This window comes from Prevotella sp. SGI.167 (assembly GCF_050313615.1).
GTDB lineage: Bacteria > Bacteroidota > Bacteroidia > Bacteroidales > Bacteroidaceae > Prevotella.
Genome location: NZ_JBNPLT010000007.1, coordinates 1 through 17,176, shown reverse-complemented (window position 1 = coordinate 17,176; position 17,176 = coordinate 1). Strand labels below are relative to the sequence as shown.

Below are 17,176 nucleotides of genomic sequence, written 5' to 3'. Positions count from 1 at the left end.
ATTTTACATAAATATCTGATAATCACATATATTATGTACTATTTGAGCTAAATCCCAAAAATAGCCATCTAGCTTAGGAAATCACCTTTTTTATCATTTTTGAGCCCAAAAACACGTTTTCAGAACCCTGAAAAATCTCATTTTTACTGCTCAAAACACCCCTTTCAGCAAGAATTTACAAAGCTAAACGCTAGTTGGAAGCTACTCAGCTTACCCTGGTTCAATAGAGAGAAAACGCAAGCGAGCTTCTGTCGAGAGAAAACTCCCAGCAGAAGCTCGCCTACTCTACCCCACAACTAGTGAAGAATAAAAAATATAAGTTCTTTCATTAATTCGCCTGCCGAAGTAAATGGATTATCGAGACCTTTACTCTTCGCATCTACCTCCTTAAACTTATCAATAATTCCCATCACCTTCATGCCAGAATAGTTTCTCATTCCTGTGATATAATCACGCACTGCCCAAGTTCCACGCAAATCCAAGAATTTTGCGAGTTCATTTTCATTCTGTTTATTAGGTGCATAATAAGCTATCATCAAGTTTTGGAAATAACTGAAGAGTATTGGGAGTAACGCATAGAGCGAACCACTCTTTGGATTTCCGTCAAAATATTTTATTATCAGATTTGCCTTATAAACATCTCGGTTTATAATAGCACTCCGAAGTTCGAACGCATTGAAATCCTTACTTACCCCTATTTCCTTCTCCACCAACTCAGGAGTGACACGTCGATCTTTCTCAGGAAGAGAAATGAGCAACTTATCAAGCTCCGAAGTAAGACGATGCAAATCAGCACCAATATGATCCGCTATCATCTGAGTAGCCTTGGGTTCTATTGTAGATTTCCTACTCTTGAGGTACGTTTCAATAAAACCAGGTAGCTGACGGTCATAAAGCTTCTTGCTTTCAAAGACCACTCCCACCTTTTCAGCTTGCGGAATAAACTTCTTCCGTCGGTCAATACTTCCGTTTTTATGACACAAAACAAGAATTGTTGTTTTTACAGGATTCAGGAGATACTTTTCCAGCGGTTCCAAATTCCGCAAATTCTGAGCTTCCTTCACTACCACCACCCTATATTCAGCCATCATCGGATAGCCTTTGCACATATCAACCACCTGCATTGCATTGACATCAGCGCCAAAAACTACGGTTTGATTGAAATCCTGCTCTTCCGGTTTAAGCACATTTTCACTGATAAAATCACAGATCTTATCTATATAAAAAGATTCATCACCCATCAAAACATAGACAGGCGCAAACTTCCGAGCTTTCAAATCTTTTATTATTTGCTCGTAACTTATTCCACTTTTCTTTTCTGCCATTGAATTATTTTTTGTACTTTTGCACAAGCAATCTTGCTGCAATCATGCTGGCATTCCATTCTCGCTTTTTGCCAGTTATTACAGCCTGCATTTCTGCATGCAAAGATACAAAAATTATTCGAACTACATATATAATAAGGTAGAGAAAATAAAAGTATATAATATATAATAAGGTATAGAAAAAATGATTCGCTTAAATTTACCACCTTTCGAAATGAAGATTTCTGGTACTAAGCAGCAACCAAAAATCCTCGATATTCTACGAAGAAAATATATCGCACTCACTCCAGAAGAATGGGTGCGGCAGCACTTCATCCACTTTCTTATCGAGCATAAAGGATACCCTGCTGCCCTACTCGCCAATGAGATCCAGCTGCAATGTGGCGATAAAGTTTTGCGTGCTGACAGTGTTCTCTACTCCCGGGAACTTCAACCCAGAATGATTATAGAATACAAGGCTCCGCACATTCCCATCACTCAAAAAGTTTTCGACCAAGTCTCGACCTACAATCTCCTACTTCATGTTGACTTTCTGGTCGTCAGCAACGGTCTGGAGCACTATATTTGTAAGATGGATTATGACGGTAAAAAATATTTATTTCTTGAAGATATCCCTAACTATTCGGATTTATTGACACTTTAGCCACATATTATCTCCTTTCAAAATTTGCGAATTTACGTCCAATTAATCAGCCGTTCTAAAATTCGCAAATTTTGAGAGGGTTATTTTATGATAAAAAATCCCATTTCTTTTTGTAGTCTCCCTCTTTTATACTATCTTTGCAAAAAATATAGTTAATAATGTATGGGTACTCATCATTATTGAAGGTACCTAAATATATAGGTTATAAAGCAAAATGGCAAACGACAATATAAAAAAGATAGCTGTGGCAGGTACTGGCTATGTTGGTCTGAGTATAGCTACACTCCTGAGTCAGCACCACGAAGTTGTGGCAGTAGATGTGATTCAAGAAAAAGTGGATCTCATCAATAACCGCCACTCTCCAATTCAGGACGAGTACATAGAAAAGTACTTATCCGAGAAAGAGCTGAATCTCAAAGCAACAACCGATGGGGCTGCAGCTTACAAAGATGCAGACTTCGTTGTAATAGCTACCCCAACCAACTATGACCCTGTCAAAAACTACTTTGATACATCCCATGTAGAAGAAGTCATTCAGTTGGTAAAAGAGGTTAACCCAGAAGCCATCATGGTAATTAAAAGTACCATCCCCGTAGGATATACAGAAAACATTTGCAAAAAAATGGATTGCAACAACATCCTCTTTGCCCCAGAATTTCTACGGGAGAGCAAGGCACTTTACGACAACCTCTACCCTAGCCGCATTATCATTGGTCGTCCAAAAGACAATGAACGACTAGACAAGGCTGCCCATACCTTTGCTGCTCTTTTGCAAGAAGGTGCCATCAAGGAAAATATCGAAACCCTATATATGGGACTAACCGAGGCAGAAGCCGTAAAACTCTTCGCCAATACCTATCTGGCTCTCCGCGTAAGCTACTTCAACGAGTTGGATACCTATGCCGAGATGAAGGGACTTGATACCAAAGCCATCATAGACGGTGTAGGGTTGGATCCCCGCATCGGCACATTCTACAACAACCCTTCGTTCGGATATGGCGGCTACTGCCTTCCAAAAGATACCAAACAGTTGCTGGCAAACTACGCAGACGTACCAGAGAACCTGATCCAGGCCATTGTAGAGAGCAATCGCACCCGAAAGGATTTCATTGCAGACCGTGTGCTCAATAAGGCAGGCTATTATGACTATGCCAACCAGAACAATTATAACGAGGCAGAAGAGAAATCATGCGTCATCGGTGTATACCGACTCACCATGAAGAGTAACAGCGACAACTTCCGTCAAAGCAGCATACAGGGCGTGATGAAACGCATCAAGGCTAAAGGCGCACAAGTCATCATCTATGAGCCAACCTTGAAAGACGGAAGCACCTTCTTCGGCAGCCGGGTTGTGAATGATCTCGATGCATTCAAGCTGCAGAGTCAGGCTATCATCGCCAACAGATACGATAAATGTCTGGATGATGTAGAAGAGAAAGTTTATACTCGCGATATTTTCAGAAGAGACTAAGAGAGTGAAGAATGAAGAGTGAAGACTTCAAAGCTTATAAAGCGCAAGCCTATTTAAATGTTAGATATTAAATAATAAACATCAAAATAGATAAAAATGGCAAAATTAGTAATCAATTCCTATGAGGAATTTGCATCTCACCTCGGTGAGAAGTTAGGAGAATCAGACTGGTTGCAGATTGACCAGGAACGTATCAACAAGTTTGCAGATGCAACTCTCGATCCACAGTGGATCCATGTAGACGTAGAGCGTGCCAAGGTAGAGAGCCCTTACCACAGCACAATCGCTCATGGTTATCTTACCCTCTCAGTATTGCCTTATCTCTGGCAGCAGATTCTGGAGGTAAACAACCTTAAGATGCTCGTTAACTACGGTATGGACCAGATGCGTTTCGGCCAGCCAGTCATCACTGGTTCACGTGTTCGCCTTGTTGCTACCCTCCACGACATCCAGAACCTTCGTGGCATCTGTAAGACCAGCATCAAGTTCAGCATTGAGATTGAAGGTCAGCGCAAGCCTGCCCTCTCAGGAATCGCATCATTCCTCTATTATTTCAACAACTAAAGAGGAATATTCATAAAAGATACAGAAAATTGTCCTTCTGCTCAAGACGACACGAGAGAAGGACATTTTCTTTTCAATTAACAGAACGGTTTCTCTATTCAGAAAGAGAATTCCTTTCATAAATACCGATATTTTTATGGCAGCAGGAAAATGGATAGGCGGATTTCTCGGTTTCATCACCGCCGGCCCTCTTGGAGCCCTGGCTGGCTTTGCCCTAGGCTCTCTTTTCGACCACGGACTGGACGAGGTAAACAAGGAGGGATACAACAACCGGGAATATAGCAATGCCTATGAAGCCTACAGCGGGCAGCGCCGAAACTATGAAGGCGAGCGAAACTCATTCATGTTCTCGCTCCTCGTACTCTCCTCATACATCATCAATGCTGATGGCAAGATTATGCATTCAGAGATGGAGCTGGTACGCAACTTCCTCCGACAGAATTTTGGCGAAGCAGCCAAACAGCAGGGAGAAGAAATCCTCCTCAAACTCTTTGAACAGCAGAAACGTATTGGCATGCAACAGTATCGCAGCGTCATTCAAGACAGCTGTCATCAGATACGTTCCAATATGATGTACGAACAACGTCTTCAGTTGCTCAACTTCCTGGTTATGATAGCCCAAGCCGATGGTGTTGTGTCCCAAGCTGAGATACAGGCTCTCAAGGAAGTAGCCATCCACATGGGATTATCAGCAGAAGACGTTGATCAGATGCTCAATCTTGCGAGCGGCTCATCATCAGACAGTCTTGCTGACGCTTACCGTATTCTCGGCATCAGTCCGGAAGCCTCCAATGATGAAGTAAAAGCAGCCTATCGCAAGATGGCGCTCAAGCATCATCCCGACAAGGTGGCAGCATTGGGCGAAGACGTACGCCGTGCAGCAGAAAAGAAATTCCAGGAAATAAACGATGCCAAGGAACGCATCTTTAAAGCAAGAGGAATCTAACCAAAAAACGCCCTGAAAAAGTAAAAGTCAGAAAAATGCTGCTTTTACTCTTTCAGGGCGATTTTTATTTTACTATTTTTTATTCTCCGTCTTCAGCCTTCTTCTTACGGATAGCGCGCTTGCGCTTTGGCTTCTCTTCAGTAGCAGGAGAGGCTACCTTGATACCAGCCAATTCCGGGTCGATGAGAATACGTCCACAGTACTCACAAGGGATAATCTTCTTGTGCATCTTGATATCCAACTGGCGCTGAGGTGGAATCTTGTTGAAGCAACCACCACAAGCATCACGCTGTACGTATACGATACCGAGACCATTGCGAGCACCCTTACGGATACGCTTGAAGCTAGCGAGCAAACGTGGCTCAATCTTCTTTTCAAGCTCCAGAGCCTTCTCCTTCAAACGCTCCTCTTCCTCACGGGTTTCAGCCATGATGTCTTCCAGTTCAGAACGCTTCTCTACCAAGCCCTTCTCGCGGTCAGCCTTCTGCTCCTCAGCCTTGTGCAAGTCGAACTCACGCTCACGAATCTGCTGCAATCCCTCGCGAATCTTCTTATTGCAAAGCTCGATTTCCAACTCCTGGAACTCGATTTCCTTACTCAAAGTATCATACTCACGATTGTTGCTTACAGTCTCGAGCTGAGCATGATAGCGCTCTACGCTAGCCTGCGCATCAGCAATTTCCTGCTGCTTCTGAGATACTGCACGGTCAAACTGCTCCATCTCGCGCTGAATATTCTCAATACGAGTTGTCAAACCAGCAATCTCGTCTTCCAAATCCTCAACTTCGAGAGGCAACTCACCTCTTAACTCACGATTCTGATCAATGCCAGACAAGGTAACCTGAAGCTGATAGAGAGTCTTCAACTTCTCTTCCACTGTCAAATCTGTAGGATCTTTCTTTGCCATAATTCTGTATATCTAATTTTTAAACCTTATTTTATAAATATATAATTGGATTCGTATTAATTTCCGAGATATAGCATTTTGCTTCCGGGAACTGTTCCTGGATAATGCTACGGAAGATTTCGCTGGTGAACTGCTCGCTCTGATAATGTCCGATGACACAAATCTGTATTTCCTGTTCATGACCGAAATACTCATGATAGCTCATCTCGCCCGTGATAAAGGCATCAGCTCCAGCCTGGATAGCCTCTTCCAGCAGGAAGGAGCCCGAACCGCCACAAAGCGCCACCTTGCGGATTGGTCGGCGCAGAAGCTGATTACACTGCACGCACTCTACACCAAATCTTTCATGAAGCAGCAGCACCAGGTCATCAGCAGCAATTCCTTCAGCAAAGTGATTCTTCACCTCTTCAGAAAGTTTGCCAGCCTCAGCAGCTTGCCGAATATCCTCATCCGAGATTTCTCCGATAACTCCATTTCCGCCTTTCACTCCGTCCACTTCCTTTTCACCACCGAAGAACCTGACATTTTCCAGTCCCAGTTTCTCAGCAATCTTGAAGTTCACGCCCCCCGTCGCAGCATCCATATTGGTATGCATCGACACGATAGAAATATCGTTCTTAATCGCCTTGCGCACAGTACGTTGAACGTAGTTTTCATCTGATATTCTCGCCAACTTGCGAAATATCAGCGGATGATGGCTAACGATGAGATTACATCCCTTTTGAACAGCCTCCTCCACCACCTCTTCAGTGACGTCAAGACACAACAATGCCCCTGACATTTCTACCGCCTCTGTCAATCCAACTTGCAAGCCGGCATTATCATATCCTTCCTGCAAGGGCAGAGGCGCGTAATGTTCAAGGGCATCAACTACCTGTTTTATTTTCACGCTCCTATTATTATGTTTTAAAAGACTCATCCTGCCCGCTCATCATTCCTGCGGACATAGATTTCGCCTGTTTTTATCTTTTTAGATTGCAAAGTTAAGCATTTTTCCTTGATTTTATCCTTATTCCACTCTCCCTTTAATCTTTTTTAATAAAAACTTTTGCTTTTGCATAAAATATTCCACAAAAATACTCGGAAGTTGTAGATTTTTTATTAATTTTGCAAACATATTAGAAATAACAAAAAAAACAGATAAAAAGCCGAGCCCAAAAAGCCGAGCTTGGAATTTGACTAAAAAATACAGCTTATGTATCAATCCACATTGCCTTGCGATTTCGCACTCCCAGCAGAATGGGAGCCACAAAGTGCCATCATGCTGACATGGCCACATGCGGGCACCGATTGGAAGCCCTACCTGCCAGAGATAAGCCAGACTTATCTGGAATTGGCAGACATCATTACCCGCTATGAGCATCTGCTTGTAGCTACACCCGACGTGACTGGTATCCAGCTCCTGCTGGAAAACCATCTGAATCAGGAGCAAATGAACCGTATACATCTCTACGAGGTAGAGAGTAATGATACCTGGGCACGTGACCACGGCCCTATCACGATGGTTTTGCGGAAAAAGCAAAACACATGGATGGTGCCAATCCGTATGCTCGACTTCAAATTCAACGGTTGGGGCGAGAAGTTCAGATGGGAAAAAGACAATGCCATCAATCTGAAGCTATACTATATGGCAGCCTTCAATGCCGACATGGAAAACCATCAGGGGTTTGTACTGGAAGGTGGCAGCATAGAAAGTGACGGTAAAGGCACTCTCTTTACCACCTCACAGTGTCTGCTGGCTCCTCATCGCAACCAGCCGCTCGACCATGACAGCATCGATCATCTGCTCAAGACTTTCTTCCATCTCAAGAGAGTGGTATGGCTGGATCATGGCAATCTCATCGGTGATGATACAGATGGTCACATTGATACCATCGTCAGAGTGGCTCCTCACGACACCTTATTATATGTAGGGTGTGATGACCCGGAAGATGAGCAATATGAAGACTTCCAGGCACTTGAAAAGCAGCTTCAGTCGCTTTTCACCTGGGAAGGATACCCGTATCGACTGCTCAAGCTCCCGATGCCAGACCCAATCTTTGATGAGGGTGACCGCCTGACTACAGACAAAGACAGCAAGGGCGACCGCCTGCCTGCCACTTATGCCAACTTCCTGATTCTGAACAAGGCTGTGATATATCCAACCTATAATCAGCCAGCGAAGGACGAGGAGGCACGCAAGCAGATCCAACTTGCCTTCCCAGACAGAGACATCATCGGTGTAGATTCCCGAACCATCATTCGCCAGCATGGCAGCATCCACTGCCTCACCATGCAATTGCCAGAAGGAGCCCTGAAAGGAGATAGAAATGATTATCCGGAGGCTGCCCAGTGGCAGACATAAAGGGTTGGGCATAAAGTTAGATGTTCGAAATCTAAAGTCCAAAGTAAAGAAGTTCAAAGTAAATAAAGCAAAAAAAGTAAATGAAACTCGGTATTTTACAACAACATAATACGGCAGATATAGCCAACAACAAAACCCGCCTCGCTGAGGGCATTATCGACCTTGCCCACCGCGGTGCGGAGCTCATCGTTCTTCAAGAGCTTCACAATTCCCTCTACTTTTGTCAGGTAGAAGATGTTGAGCTCTTCAATCTCGCAGAGCCAATCCCTGGTCCGTCAACAGAATTCTATGGCAAACTGGCGAAAGATCTCGGTGTGGTTATCGTAACCTCACTCTTTGAACGCAGAGCCCCAGGACTTTATCACAACACGGCTGTCGTTATCGAGAAGGATGGCAGTATTGCAGGCAAATATCGCAAGATGCATATCCCAGACGATCCTGCCTATTACGAAAAGTTCTACTTCACCCCTGGCGACCTCGGTTTCCGTCCTATCCAGACTTCAGTAGGCAAACTGGGTGTTTTGGTTTGCTGGGACCAGTGGTATCCGGAAGCAGCCCGACTCATGGCATTGCAGGGAGCAGAAATGCTCATCTATCCTACAGCCATTGGTTATGCAACCTATGATACACCGGAAGAGCAGCAGCGACAGCGCGAAGCCTGGACCACCGTGATGCGTGGTCATGCGGTAGCCAATGGTCTGCCTGTTGTCGCCGTAAACCGAGTAGGCTTTGAACCTGATCCTAGCGAACAGACTGGAGGCATCCAGTTCTGGGGCAGCAGCTTTGTTGCAGGTCCTCAGGGCGAACTCCATTACCGTGCAAGCGATCAGGAAGAAGAAAGCCTGGTTGTTGACATCGACCTCAAGCACAGTGAGGATGTACGCCGTTGGTGGCCATTCCTCCGCGACCGCCGTATAGAAAACTATGGAGACATCACCAAGAGATTCATAGATTAAAGAGATTATAGATAAATTAAGGTATAGATTTTCAGGATAATGCAGAATTTAGAAGTGATGGTGGTATTGTTCATCATCGTAATTTTAGGCTATGTCGCCTGCAAGTTAGGCTATATGGGCGACAAATTTGACAAGAAACTATCCAGCATCGTAGTGGACATAACCTGTCCACTGCTGGTGCTGTCATCGGTAATGGGGGATGAGTTGCCCGACCGCACGCTCATCCTCCCACTTTTAGGAGTCGGTTTCCTTACCTATATATTATTATTGGTATTTGGCTTCTGGGTTCCACGCCTCATCACCAAGAACCATGACGACCAGGGCATGATAGGCTTCGCCTTGATGTTTGCCAACGTGGGCTTTATCGGATACCCTATCGTATCGAGCATCTTCGGTCCGAAGGCCATCTTTTATGCAGCCTTGCTCAATATGCCCAACACCTTCTTTATCTTTACGGCAGGTGTGATGCTCATCAAGGGTGAATACAGCATCAAGCAGTTCAATCCTAAGGTATTGATGAGTCCAGCCTTGCTGGCAGCTTTCCTTGCCGCCCTTCTGGTAGCTTTCGGCATCCATACCCCCGACATCATTGCCCGCCCTGTGACGATGGTAGGAAACGTTACGGTTCCAGCAGCCCTTATGATTATCGGTTCTTCCATGGCAAAGCTTCCAGTCAGAGAGATTATCGGAAGTCCGAAGGTATACATTTCTTCTGTTCTCCGCCTAGCAGTGGTTCCACTGAGCATCTACTTCCTGTTCAAGGCGTGTGGCGTCAACGATTTGGTAAACAATATCAATACGGTAGTCATAGCGATGCCTGTAGCCAGCTTCGGCACCATGTTCTGCCTGAAATACGGTCGCAATCCATCGCTCATCACTGAGATGACTTTCATCACCACCCTGGGCAGCATCATCACCATTCCTCTGATTACACTGCTGTTTTCTTGATTTTTTCATGATAAGAACCATAAAGTTAGGGAAAAATTTCACTATTTCCTATTTTTGCTCTATCTTTGCAAGTCGAAAAAACTTAAATGGTTATTATATATGATATTAAACAGTCTTCTTAAAAATACCCGTCTGATGTGTCTGGCTGGTTTTCTCGGCATTACATTGCCCCAGATGACCGCGGCCCCGATAGAACATATTGGCGACAGATACATCATGCATGTTTCAGAAATGGAACTTACCGGTGAAGAATCTCTCCTCGATGTTCTGATGATGTGTCCTGAGGTAATCAGCCTCGATGGCAACAACATCATCGGCGGTGATCCCTTTGCCAATCAATATGGAAAGTTCGTCATCCGTATCGACAATCAGGAATACGGACTCGACTATGCTACCCTGCTCCACCATTTCAAGGCTCGTGAGATTGAAAGCATCAAAGTTTGCCAGAATGCAGAAGTGATGAAGGGCTGCAGCAGTCTGAAGAAAGTAATCGACATCACTCTCCGCAAGGGCGAAAACGGTGTGAGCGGAAGAGCGGGACTCTTTGGTGATACCTACGGCGGTGGCAAGGGAATCGTCAGCGTTCTGAGCCAGCAGGATGACCTGCGCATCCTCAGCCACGTAGAAGGCAACTTCCAACGCACCTCCAATAGCGATAAGGATGCTTATCAGAATCAGAGTTCCAATATCATCAACCATTACTCGCATGAGGGAGCCAAGCTCAATGTTCTCTGGACTCCAACCAGCAAAGACATACTCGAAGTGGATGCGATGCAGACCTATACCCGCAATCATTTCACCCATTCACCAGCCGAATATGTACGTGCCTATCATCTGCAGGCAGACTATACGCGGACACTAGGCGAGAATGGTTCCAGCATCCTCTTCACCTTGGGTGCAGAACATATCAGCGACAATGGCAGAACCCAGGAAGAAAGCCAAACCTTCCCTTATCAGAACCACTCCACCTATCCGTTTGCGGTGGTAGAATATGCCACTCCGGTATTCACCAAAGACCTTTGGATTACGGCAGGTTTTGAGGGCGGTTTGTCCATCGAGAAGAATTGCATTGCTGATTACATCAACCATTCCAACTACGAGGATTTCTATGTCCAGCTGGATTACAATATCGGCAAGTGGGGATTCATGGCTGGTGAGCGATACCGCATCATCAATTTCCGCCCTAAACAGATCAGTTCTGTCTGCAACTGGAAGCATACCACCCGCAACCACATCTACTCATTCAGTACATACTATACCTTCACTCCGGGTCATACCCTGCAAGGCACCTTCTGCCGCCGCATCTTCAATCCGGAATTTGGCGACTTTGTGACTGCGGGAGATATGGAGGGCGCATGGAAGCCAACCTATACCACCGATATCAGGAATAGTCTTGCCAATGTTATGGAGTTGAAGTATACCTACAGCAAGCCGAATCTCGTGGTCAGCACCTCGGTGAAGAACATTCACCAGCATCTGATAGACAACAACCACGACAACACATTAGGCATCGGAACCACCGCCTTCTGGCATACCGGCATCCTTCGCCTTACCGCTGGCTTCAATTATTTCTGGGAGCGGGCAGAAACACCAGTGGAAGAGACATCATTAAGAGATACAAGCTATCACAATTTTGCCGTCTTCAAGTTGGCTCCTCAGCTTACTCTGCCAGACGGTTGGCGTCTCACCTCTAATCTAATCTGGTGTACTTACCGCCATACCGCCACTCCAGCCTATACCCCTGCCAATCTCTATGCGGAAGTAGGTCTCTATAAGAATATCGGCAAGCACCTTACCCTGGAAGGCAGATTCCATGATATTGCCAGTCAGCACTTTGGCAACCGTGCTGCTACAATCGGCTGCACCTATTACTTTTAATAGTGAATAGTGATAAATGTGTAGTGATTAAAAAAAGTCCCCTGATGCTTTGCGGCACCAGGGGACTTTTCTATTGTTTAATTGATTAATCGTCAGCAAATGATTATTTTCTAATCATCTTCTTTCCATTCTGGATATAGATACCCTTAGATGGAACATTTGGTATTCTGCGACCGTTGAGGTCATACAATGCAGACTTCATTGTCTTATTATCTACTGTTACCGAACGGATGCCGGTAGTGGTTTTAACAACAAGATTATAAACAGGTTTTATACCAACAGATATACCATAGAATTTAGCACCATCACCGAATTGATAAGCAAGAACCTCTCCACCATCCAGTTCAAGACTGCTCTCTGTAACACTCTCATCCATCTTTACGTCGAAATAATAAGGACAGCCCTGCAATGGCTTGCCATTGTAGAATCTGCTAACCCAATTATAAGTTGAAGGTGCCTCAATAAACTCAGCCCCTTTGCCTAATTCCGCCTTCACTTCGAATGTACGAGGCTGGAATCCCGTAGCAGGCAAAATCACTTTTTCAAAATCAGAACCTAAGATTTCTAGATATTCGTCAGTACCTTCTTCCTTAGATACAATAGCCAGGTAGTCACCCTCTTGGGCATCCACAGTACATGCACCACCTAACAAGTATTGATCGATATAATATCCATGCTCTAATTCTTTTATTTCGGTTTCAGCAAAGACTTCACGGGTTTCTCCCTTGGCATTTTTCAAAGCTATTGCTATTTTTCCGGTATACGAGTTCTCCCCATAACTTTGAAGAGGTAAAAGATACAGAGTCAGGTTCTTACCAGCCTTTACATCAGTAACGTTCATATTCATCGTTTCCAGATAACCATCAACCTTGATAAATCTCAGATTAGAAAGGACTTCCTTACCGTCAGAAGGCTGAAGCGCAAATACGGCTGCTTGAGATGAATTGTACTGGTCTCCCTGTGGCGTTCCGTCAACTTCAGGATTGAGGGCACCGACGCGATAGAATCCATCACAATATCCACCCCAACCCCAATTTACGCTGAAACTTTCATCCTTATAGCCATCAATCACAAAGGAGTGACCTCCTACATTGGCATCAGAGGCTGCATACAGAACCGGACGGTTGGCATCAATCTCAGCACGCAATCTGCCGTTCCAGGTTTCAGCACCCAAATCCTCTATTTTCAGATGTCTGGCATACTTACTGTAACCGAAATACTTTTTCAGAGCAGTTACCAGGTCTTCCAAAGCAGATGCACTTCCTCCATTGGCATATTGCATATTCACAGCAATACCCAGGTCAGACATCAGTCTGGCAACACCATCAAATGCCGCATCATTATCACCAGTATACCTGACAGGCATATTAGCCCAGTCATAATCATGCTCAAAACTTGCGGTAAGGTTCTGACCATTCCAGGTATAGGAATGAGACCCAACGCCCTTTGCAGGATAGCCATGATGTTTCATCACAATAGCACCCGCTGTAGCCACACATCCCGTTACATAATTATTCGGAGTATACTTGTTGAATGGAGCCCCCTGGTTCCATTTCGCCGTAGTCAGCAGTTTTTCTCCTGTAAATTCGGCTCTTGTCGAAGTAGTATTTGCCTTATAGTTTTTACCCAATGCAGCAATCTGCTGCTCATAGCTCTTCAGCAAATCCTTCAAACCCTCAGGCAAGTTGTTAGCATCAAACGCCCCCGTTGAGGTATAACCCAAAACAGGTGCCACCGCATCATCGCCGGCAATGATGACAAATCCACCGGCATCATTATTAAAAACATAGTAGGAATCATTTCCCAGAGTAGAGAGAGATGCTGTAGAGACCACTCTGCTCTTAGCCTTTGCCTTCATAGGCATCTGCTTTCCCCAGAAACTGTAGGCTTGCTGTTGAGCCTGCCATTGGCTGATTCGCTTAGCTTGAATAGTTGCCTGTCCACACACGAGCAACAAAACAAGCATGAGTTGAAATTGTATCAGTCGCTTCATACGCTTAAATATTAAAAGGTTATTACTTTTCTTCTATTTGCTCTTAGAATTACTTTCGATTGCAAATATATAAAAAAAAGTAATACAAAGCAAGAAATAATGCAAGTTTTTTAACGCAAAAGAAACTTTTTCCGTAAAGAGCCACTGTCTACTATACTGCAACAATCGGTAACCCTATTACTTTTAACAATCTTTTTCTAAATCAGAAGCAAGATTTCCGTTCACTTCTCATTTTATCATCAGAAAAGATAAATAAAACAAGAAAGGAACAATAAGTATGAGAAAAATTAATTTCAAGAAAATCGGATTGGCTGTAGCCATGCTGCTGTCAGCCTTCACCTTCCAGTCATGCAATGACGATGACGATACCGATTGGAGCCAGGTATTACCAAATGCCCTGGTCACAGTCAAGCAGAATGGCGACGCCTGCTACCTGCAGCTCGATGACAACACCACCCTGCTCGCCCAGAACCTCAAGTCTACCGTTTTCGGCGGCAAGGAGGTACGTGCACTCGTCAACTACTCTTCAACCAATGAGAAGAGCGACCAGTACAATCAGGTAGTGCATGTCAACTGGATAGACAGCATCCTGACCAAGAAACCGGTACCATCACTCGCTTCTGATGCAGAAAACAGCGAGAAATACGGCAACAACATCGTAGATATCGTCCGCGATTGGGTAACCGTAGCCGAGGATGGCTATCTCACCCTCCGCTTCCGTGCTCTTTGGGGTGGCATGAGTACACATTACATCAATCTCCTTACCGGTGTAAACCCAGAGAATCCATACGAGGTAGAGCTTCGTCACAACGTAAATGGTGACCCACAGAATTACTGGCGTGATGCCCTGGTAGCCTTCAATCTCAACGATGCCCTGCCAGATACCAACGGCAAGACGGTGAAGCTCACCATCCGCTGGCGCTCAAGCCAAGGCTTCAAGAAGGTAGATTTCGACTACTGTTCCCGCAAACCTATCACCAGCGCCAAGATGCTGGAAGGCTATAGCGAAGCAGGCGAAATCAACAGAGAAATCAGATAAAAAAGAAAAATCCCCTGATGATTCCAATTCCGGACTTCATCAGGGGATTTTTTTTAACACGGACAAATTGAATTTGTCCGGACAACCACTTGGATATGTTTCATTATTAATCACGATGCCTTGGATCCGGTTCCGCTACCATTGCCGGCTTTTCTTCCGGCAATTCATACCTCCTGATATGATGATCTTCCAGGAAGATATGGTTTAGCGTAAAGGCCAGGGATTCCAGGGTCTTCTCCCTGACAGCCGGCTTCAGTTCGCATTCCCATATCACGATGGTATGCCATCCCATTTCAGCCAGCCGATGCAGCACTTCATGGTCCCTCTCCCGGTTCCTCCTGATCTTCTCCATCCAGAACTCTGTGTTCGATTTCGGCACCACATAATATTTGCACCCTTCATGTCCATGCCAGAAGCACCCATTCACTAGAATGCAGGTACGATACTTCCTGAGCACGATATCCGGCTTTCCCGGCAACCGTGGATGATTGAGCCGATACCTGAATCCCCTAGCCCACAGGAACTTCCTGACAAGAATCTCCGGTTTGGTATCCTTGCCCTTGATTGCCGCCATATTATTGTGGCGCTGTTCTATGGTCATTCTATCTGGCATGCGCTTTATTTATTATTTGCAAGAGGTGTACTTGTGTACGGTTTGTTACAAGAATATTGCTTATTTTTGGAAGCAGATAAGATGCATTTCTATGAAATCTTGCATCCAGCGGTGCAAAAGCAAAGAAAGACGATGCCATAAAATACCCATATAAATTTGAGTGGAATATTTGATAATCACCTACTCAACTTCCACATGTGGTTCAGGTGCGGGCTGAAGGACCAAAAGCTCGTACTTGAACCACTTGCGAAAGCTTTGTTAATTATGTTGTTCCAAATTCTTAATCTCTTCGATAGATAAGCCGGTGGATTTTGCAATGACGTCTATTGGAGTATTGTATGTCAATAGGTTCAAAGCAATCTCTTTATTTCTCTTTTTTTCTCCTTTTTCTATACCTTTTTCTATACCTTTCTCTATACCTTTTTCTATACCTTTTTTCATTCCTTTCTCCTCAGCATGCTTATATACCGCATAATTGTCCCACATGACCATCATGCTGTTATCGTATTTCTCCTGTTCCTCTTTGGTCAGAGTCTTGGAGTCGGCTATTTCTGCCAGTCTCTTGAATATCTTATGCTGAGCCTCAAAAGGCATTTGTTCCAAAGTCTCCATATGCTTCAAATTATAAATCCAACAATCTAAGAACGTAGTACACTCTTCCTCTTTCTTCTTGAAAAGAGGCATTACCAAATAGATTAAGCGGATCTTGTTAGAGTAAACCTCTCCGCTATCCTTGTCTGCCAGCACAACGTCTGTTCTGAACTTCTTGGGTGTATTTTCATCTACATCAAAGTTCATGAAACAGATAACATAAACGGGTGTGAGATGATAATCCCATTGTCCTCTTATGCCTTGGTCTACTATCGTCTTCGATGCATAGTAGAGAGACCGGTCGATGAAATAGGTCTGGCTCCTGTTTTGCATTTCAACGATAATGTGCTCACCTGTGTCAGTTTCGCAAAAGACGTCGTAGATGATACCTCTCTGGTCTTTTGTTTCTGGCAACATCTCCTTGTCCTTAAACTTCACATCCGTGATATGCTGCTCTCCCAGGAGCAACTGGTTCAAGAACTCAATCAGCAAGTCTTTGCTGTACTCCTGGCCGAAGATTCGTTTGAACGACCAGTCTGAGAATGGATTGATGTATCTTGCCATATCTTTGCGATTTTATGTTCTCGCTGCAAAGATACACTTTTCTTTCGTAACTTCCAAGAAATTAACTAAAAAAGTTCTCTAATTCTAATTCTTGACTAAAAAAGATACTAGCAGCTTGATAATGTCTGCGGCATAAATGCCCATTAATTATGAATTTGAGCCAGAAGATGTAAACAAGGAGAACTTATCCATAGCAGAAATGAGCAGTAAGAAACTCGACTGGTTTCGCAAGGTCTGCGCAGCAGTACTTTAGATACCTTGCCCCACACACCCTGAAGGACCAGAAGCTCCTAACCCAGGGCATGTGGTGCCTAAGAGGGTATTCAGTATTCAGTATTCAGTTTTTTTCGCGATAGTTAGCCTTCCTATGGTTATAATCTGTAAGTAATTATTT

At 44.4% G+C, this 17,176-nt stretch carries 15 protein-coding genes; 9 read left to right on the top strand and 6 right to left on the bottom strand.

Annotation, left to right across the window (positions count from 1 at the left end; genetic code table 11):
* Nucleotides 1-296: 296 nt before the first annotated feature.
* The gene (gene holA / locus ACQRBJ_RS05305) at nucleotides 297-1,325 is read right to left on the bottom strand and encodes a DNA polymerase III subunit delta (protein WP_178403757.1); all 1,029 of its coding nucleotides are present in this window, start codon (nucleotides 1,323-1,325) and stop codon (nucleotides 297-299) included.
* Nucleotides 1,326-1,509: 184 nt separating this feature from the next.
* Between holA and ACQRBJ_RS05300 the strand changes: the two genes are divergently transcribed.
* From ACQRBJ_RS05300 to ACQRBJ_RS05285, 4 genes are all read left to right on the top strand, one after another.
* Nucleotides 1,510-1,968 (top strand): type I restriction enzyme HsdR N-terminal domain-containing protein, encoded by a 459-nt coding sequence (locus tag ACQRBJ_RS05300; protein WP_153123141.1) that lies wholly within the window; start codon nucleotides 1,510-1,512, stop codon nucleotides 1,966-1,968.
* Nucleotides 1,969-2,182: 214 nt separating this feature from the next.
* Complete coding sequence (locus ACQRBJ_RS05295; RefSeq protein ID WP_441931650.1) at nucleotides 2,183-3,439, top strand: nucleotide sugar dehydrogenase; 1,257 nt, start codon at nucleotides 2,183-2,185, stop codon at nucleotides 3,437-3,439.
* A 96-nt stretch (nucleotides 3,440-3,535) separates the two neighbouring features.
* Nucleotides 3,536-4,003 (top strand): MaoC family dehydratase, encoded by a 468-nt coding sequence (locus ACQRBJ_RS05290; RefSeq protein ID WP_153123145.1) that lies wholly within the window; start codon nucleotides 3,536-3,538, stop codon nucleotides 4,001-4,003.
* Between the two features lie 136 nt (nucleotides 4,004-4,139).
* Nucleotides 4,140-4,949 carry a TerB family tellurite resistance protein gene (locus tag ACQRBJ_RS05285; protein WP_153123147.1) on the top strand — a complete coding sequence of 270 codons (810 nt, stop codon included), beginning with the start codon at nucleotides 4,140-4,142 and terminating at the stop codon, nucleotides 4,947-4,949.
* Between the two features lie 79 nt (nucleotides 4,950-5,028).
* Here ACQRBJ_RS05285 and ACQRBJ_RS05280 read toward each other — a convergent pair whose 3' ends face one another.
* Nucleotides 5,029-5,856 carry a zinc ribbon domain-containing protein gene (locus ACQRBJ_RS05280; RefSeq protein WP_153123149.1) on the bottom strand — a complete coding sequence of 276 codons (828 nt, stop codon included), beginning with the start codon at nucleotides 5,854-5,856 and terminating at the stop codon, nucleotides 5,029-5,031.
* Nucleotides 5,857-5,887: 31 nt separating this feature from the next.
* Nucleotides 5,888-6,745: a Nif3-like dinuclear metal center hexameric protein gene (locus ACQRBJ_RS05275; protein WP_445303024.1), complete on the bottom strand. Its 858-nt coding sequence runs from the start codon at nucleotides 6,743-6,745 to the stop codon at nucleotides 5,888-5,890.
* A gap of 306 nt (nucleotides 6,746-7,051) precedes the next feature.
* Here ACQRBJ_RS05275 and ACQRBJ_RS05270 point away from each other — a divergent pair, with 306 nt between their 5' ends.
* From ACQRBJ_RS05270 to ACQRBJ_RS05255, 4 genes are all read left to right on the top strand, one after another.
* Nucleotides 7,052-8,200: an agmatine deiminase family protein gene (locus ACQRBJ_RS05270; protein ID WP_294970105.1), complete on the top strand. Its 1,149-nt coding sequence runs from the start codon at nucleotides 7,052-7,054 to the stop codon at nucleotides 8,198-8,200.
* 80 nt (nucleotides 8,201-8,280) lie between these two features.
* Complete coding sequence (locus ACQRBJ_RS05265; protein ID WP_153123155.1) at nucleotides 8,281-9,156, top strand: carbon-nitrogen hydrolase; 876 nt, start codon at nucleotides 8,281-8,283, stop codon at nucleotides 9,154-9,156.
* Nucleotides 9,157-9,195: 39 nt separating this feature from the next.
* On the top strand, nucleotides 9,196-10,104 hold the full coding sequence (locus ACQRBJ_RS05260) for an AEC family transporter (protein WP_445303023.1): 909 nt from the start codon (nucleotides 9,196-9,198) through the stop codon (nucleotides 10,102-10,104).
* A gap of 99 nt (nucleotides 10,105-10,203) precedes the next feature.
* A complete protein-coding gene (locus tag ACQRBJ_RS05255) occupies nucleotides 10,204-11,982 on the top strand; it encodes a hypothetical protein (RefSeq protein WP_445303022.1) in 1,779 nt (592 codons plus the stop codon).
* A 103-nt stretch (nucleotides 11,983-12,085) separates the two neighbouring features.
* Here the strand turns inward: ACQRBJ_RS05255 and ACQRBJ_RS05250 are convergent, their stop codons facing one another.
* Nucleotides 12,086-13,975 (bottom strand): C10 family peptidase, encoded by a 1,890-nt coding sequence (locus tag ACQRBJ_RS05250; protein ID WP_445303021.1) that lies wholly within the window; start codon nucleotides 13,973-13,975, stop codon nucleotides 12,086-12,088.
* Between the two features lie 277 nt (nucleotides 13,976-14,252).
* On the opposite strand from ACQRBJ_RS05250, the gene ACQRBJ_RS05245 reads away from it, so the two are divergent.
* The gene (locus ACQRBJ_RS05245) at nucleotides 14,253-15,014 is read left to right on the top strand and encodes a NigD1/NigD2 family lipoprotein (protein ID WP_294970093.1); all 762 of its coding nucleotides are present in this window, start codon (nucleotides 14,253-14,255) and stop codon (nucleotides 15,012-15,014) included.
* A gap of 106 nt (nucleotides 15,015-15,120) precedes the next feature.
* On the opposite strand, the gene ACQRBJ_RS05240 is transcribed toward ACQRBJ_RS05245, so the two are convergent.
* Together ACQRBJ_RS05240 and ACQRBJ_RS05235 are read right to left on the bottom strand one after the other, a co-directional pair.
* On the bottom strand, nucleotides 15,121-15,627 hold the full coding sequence (locus ACQRBJ_RS05240; protein WP_294970090.1) for a very short patch repair endonuclease: 507 nt from the start codon (nucleotides 15,625-15,627) through the stop codon (nucleotides 15,121-15,123).
* 258 nt (nucleotides 15,628-15,885) lie between these two features.
* Nucleotides 15,886-16,782: an Rpn family recombination-promoting nuclease/putative transposase gene (locus tag ACQRBJ_RS05235; RefSeq protein WP_445303020.1), complete on the bottom strand. Its 897-nt coding sequence runs from the start codon at nucleotides 16,780-16,782 to the stop codon at nucleotides 15,886-15,888.
* Between the last annotated feature and the right edge of the window lie 394 nt (nucleotides 16,783-17,176).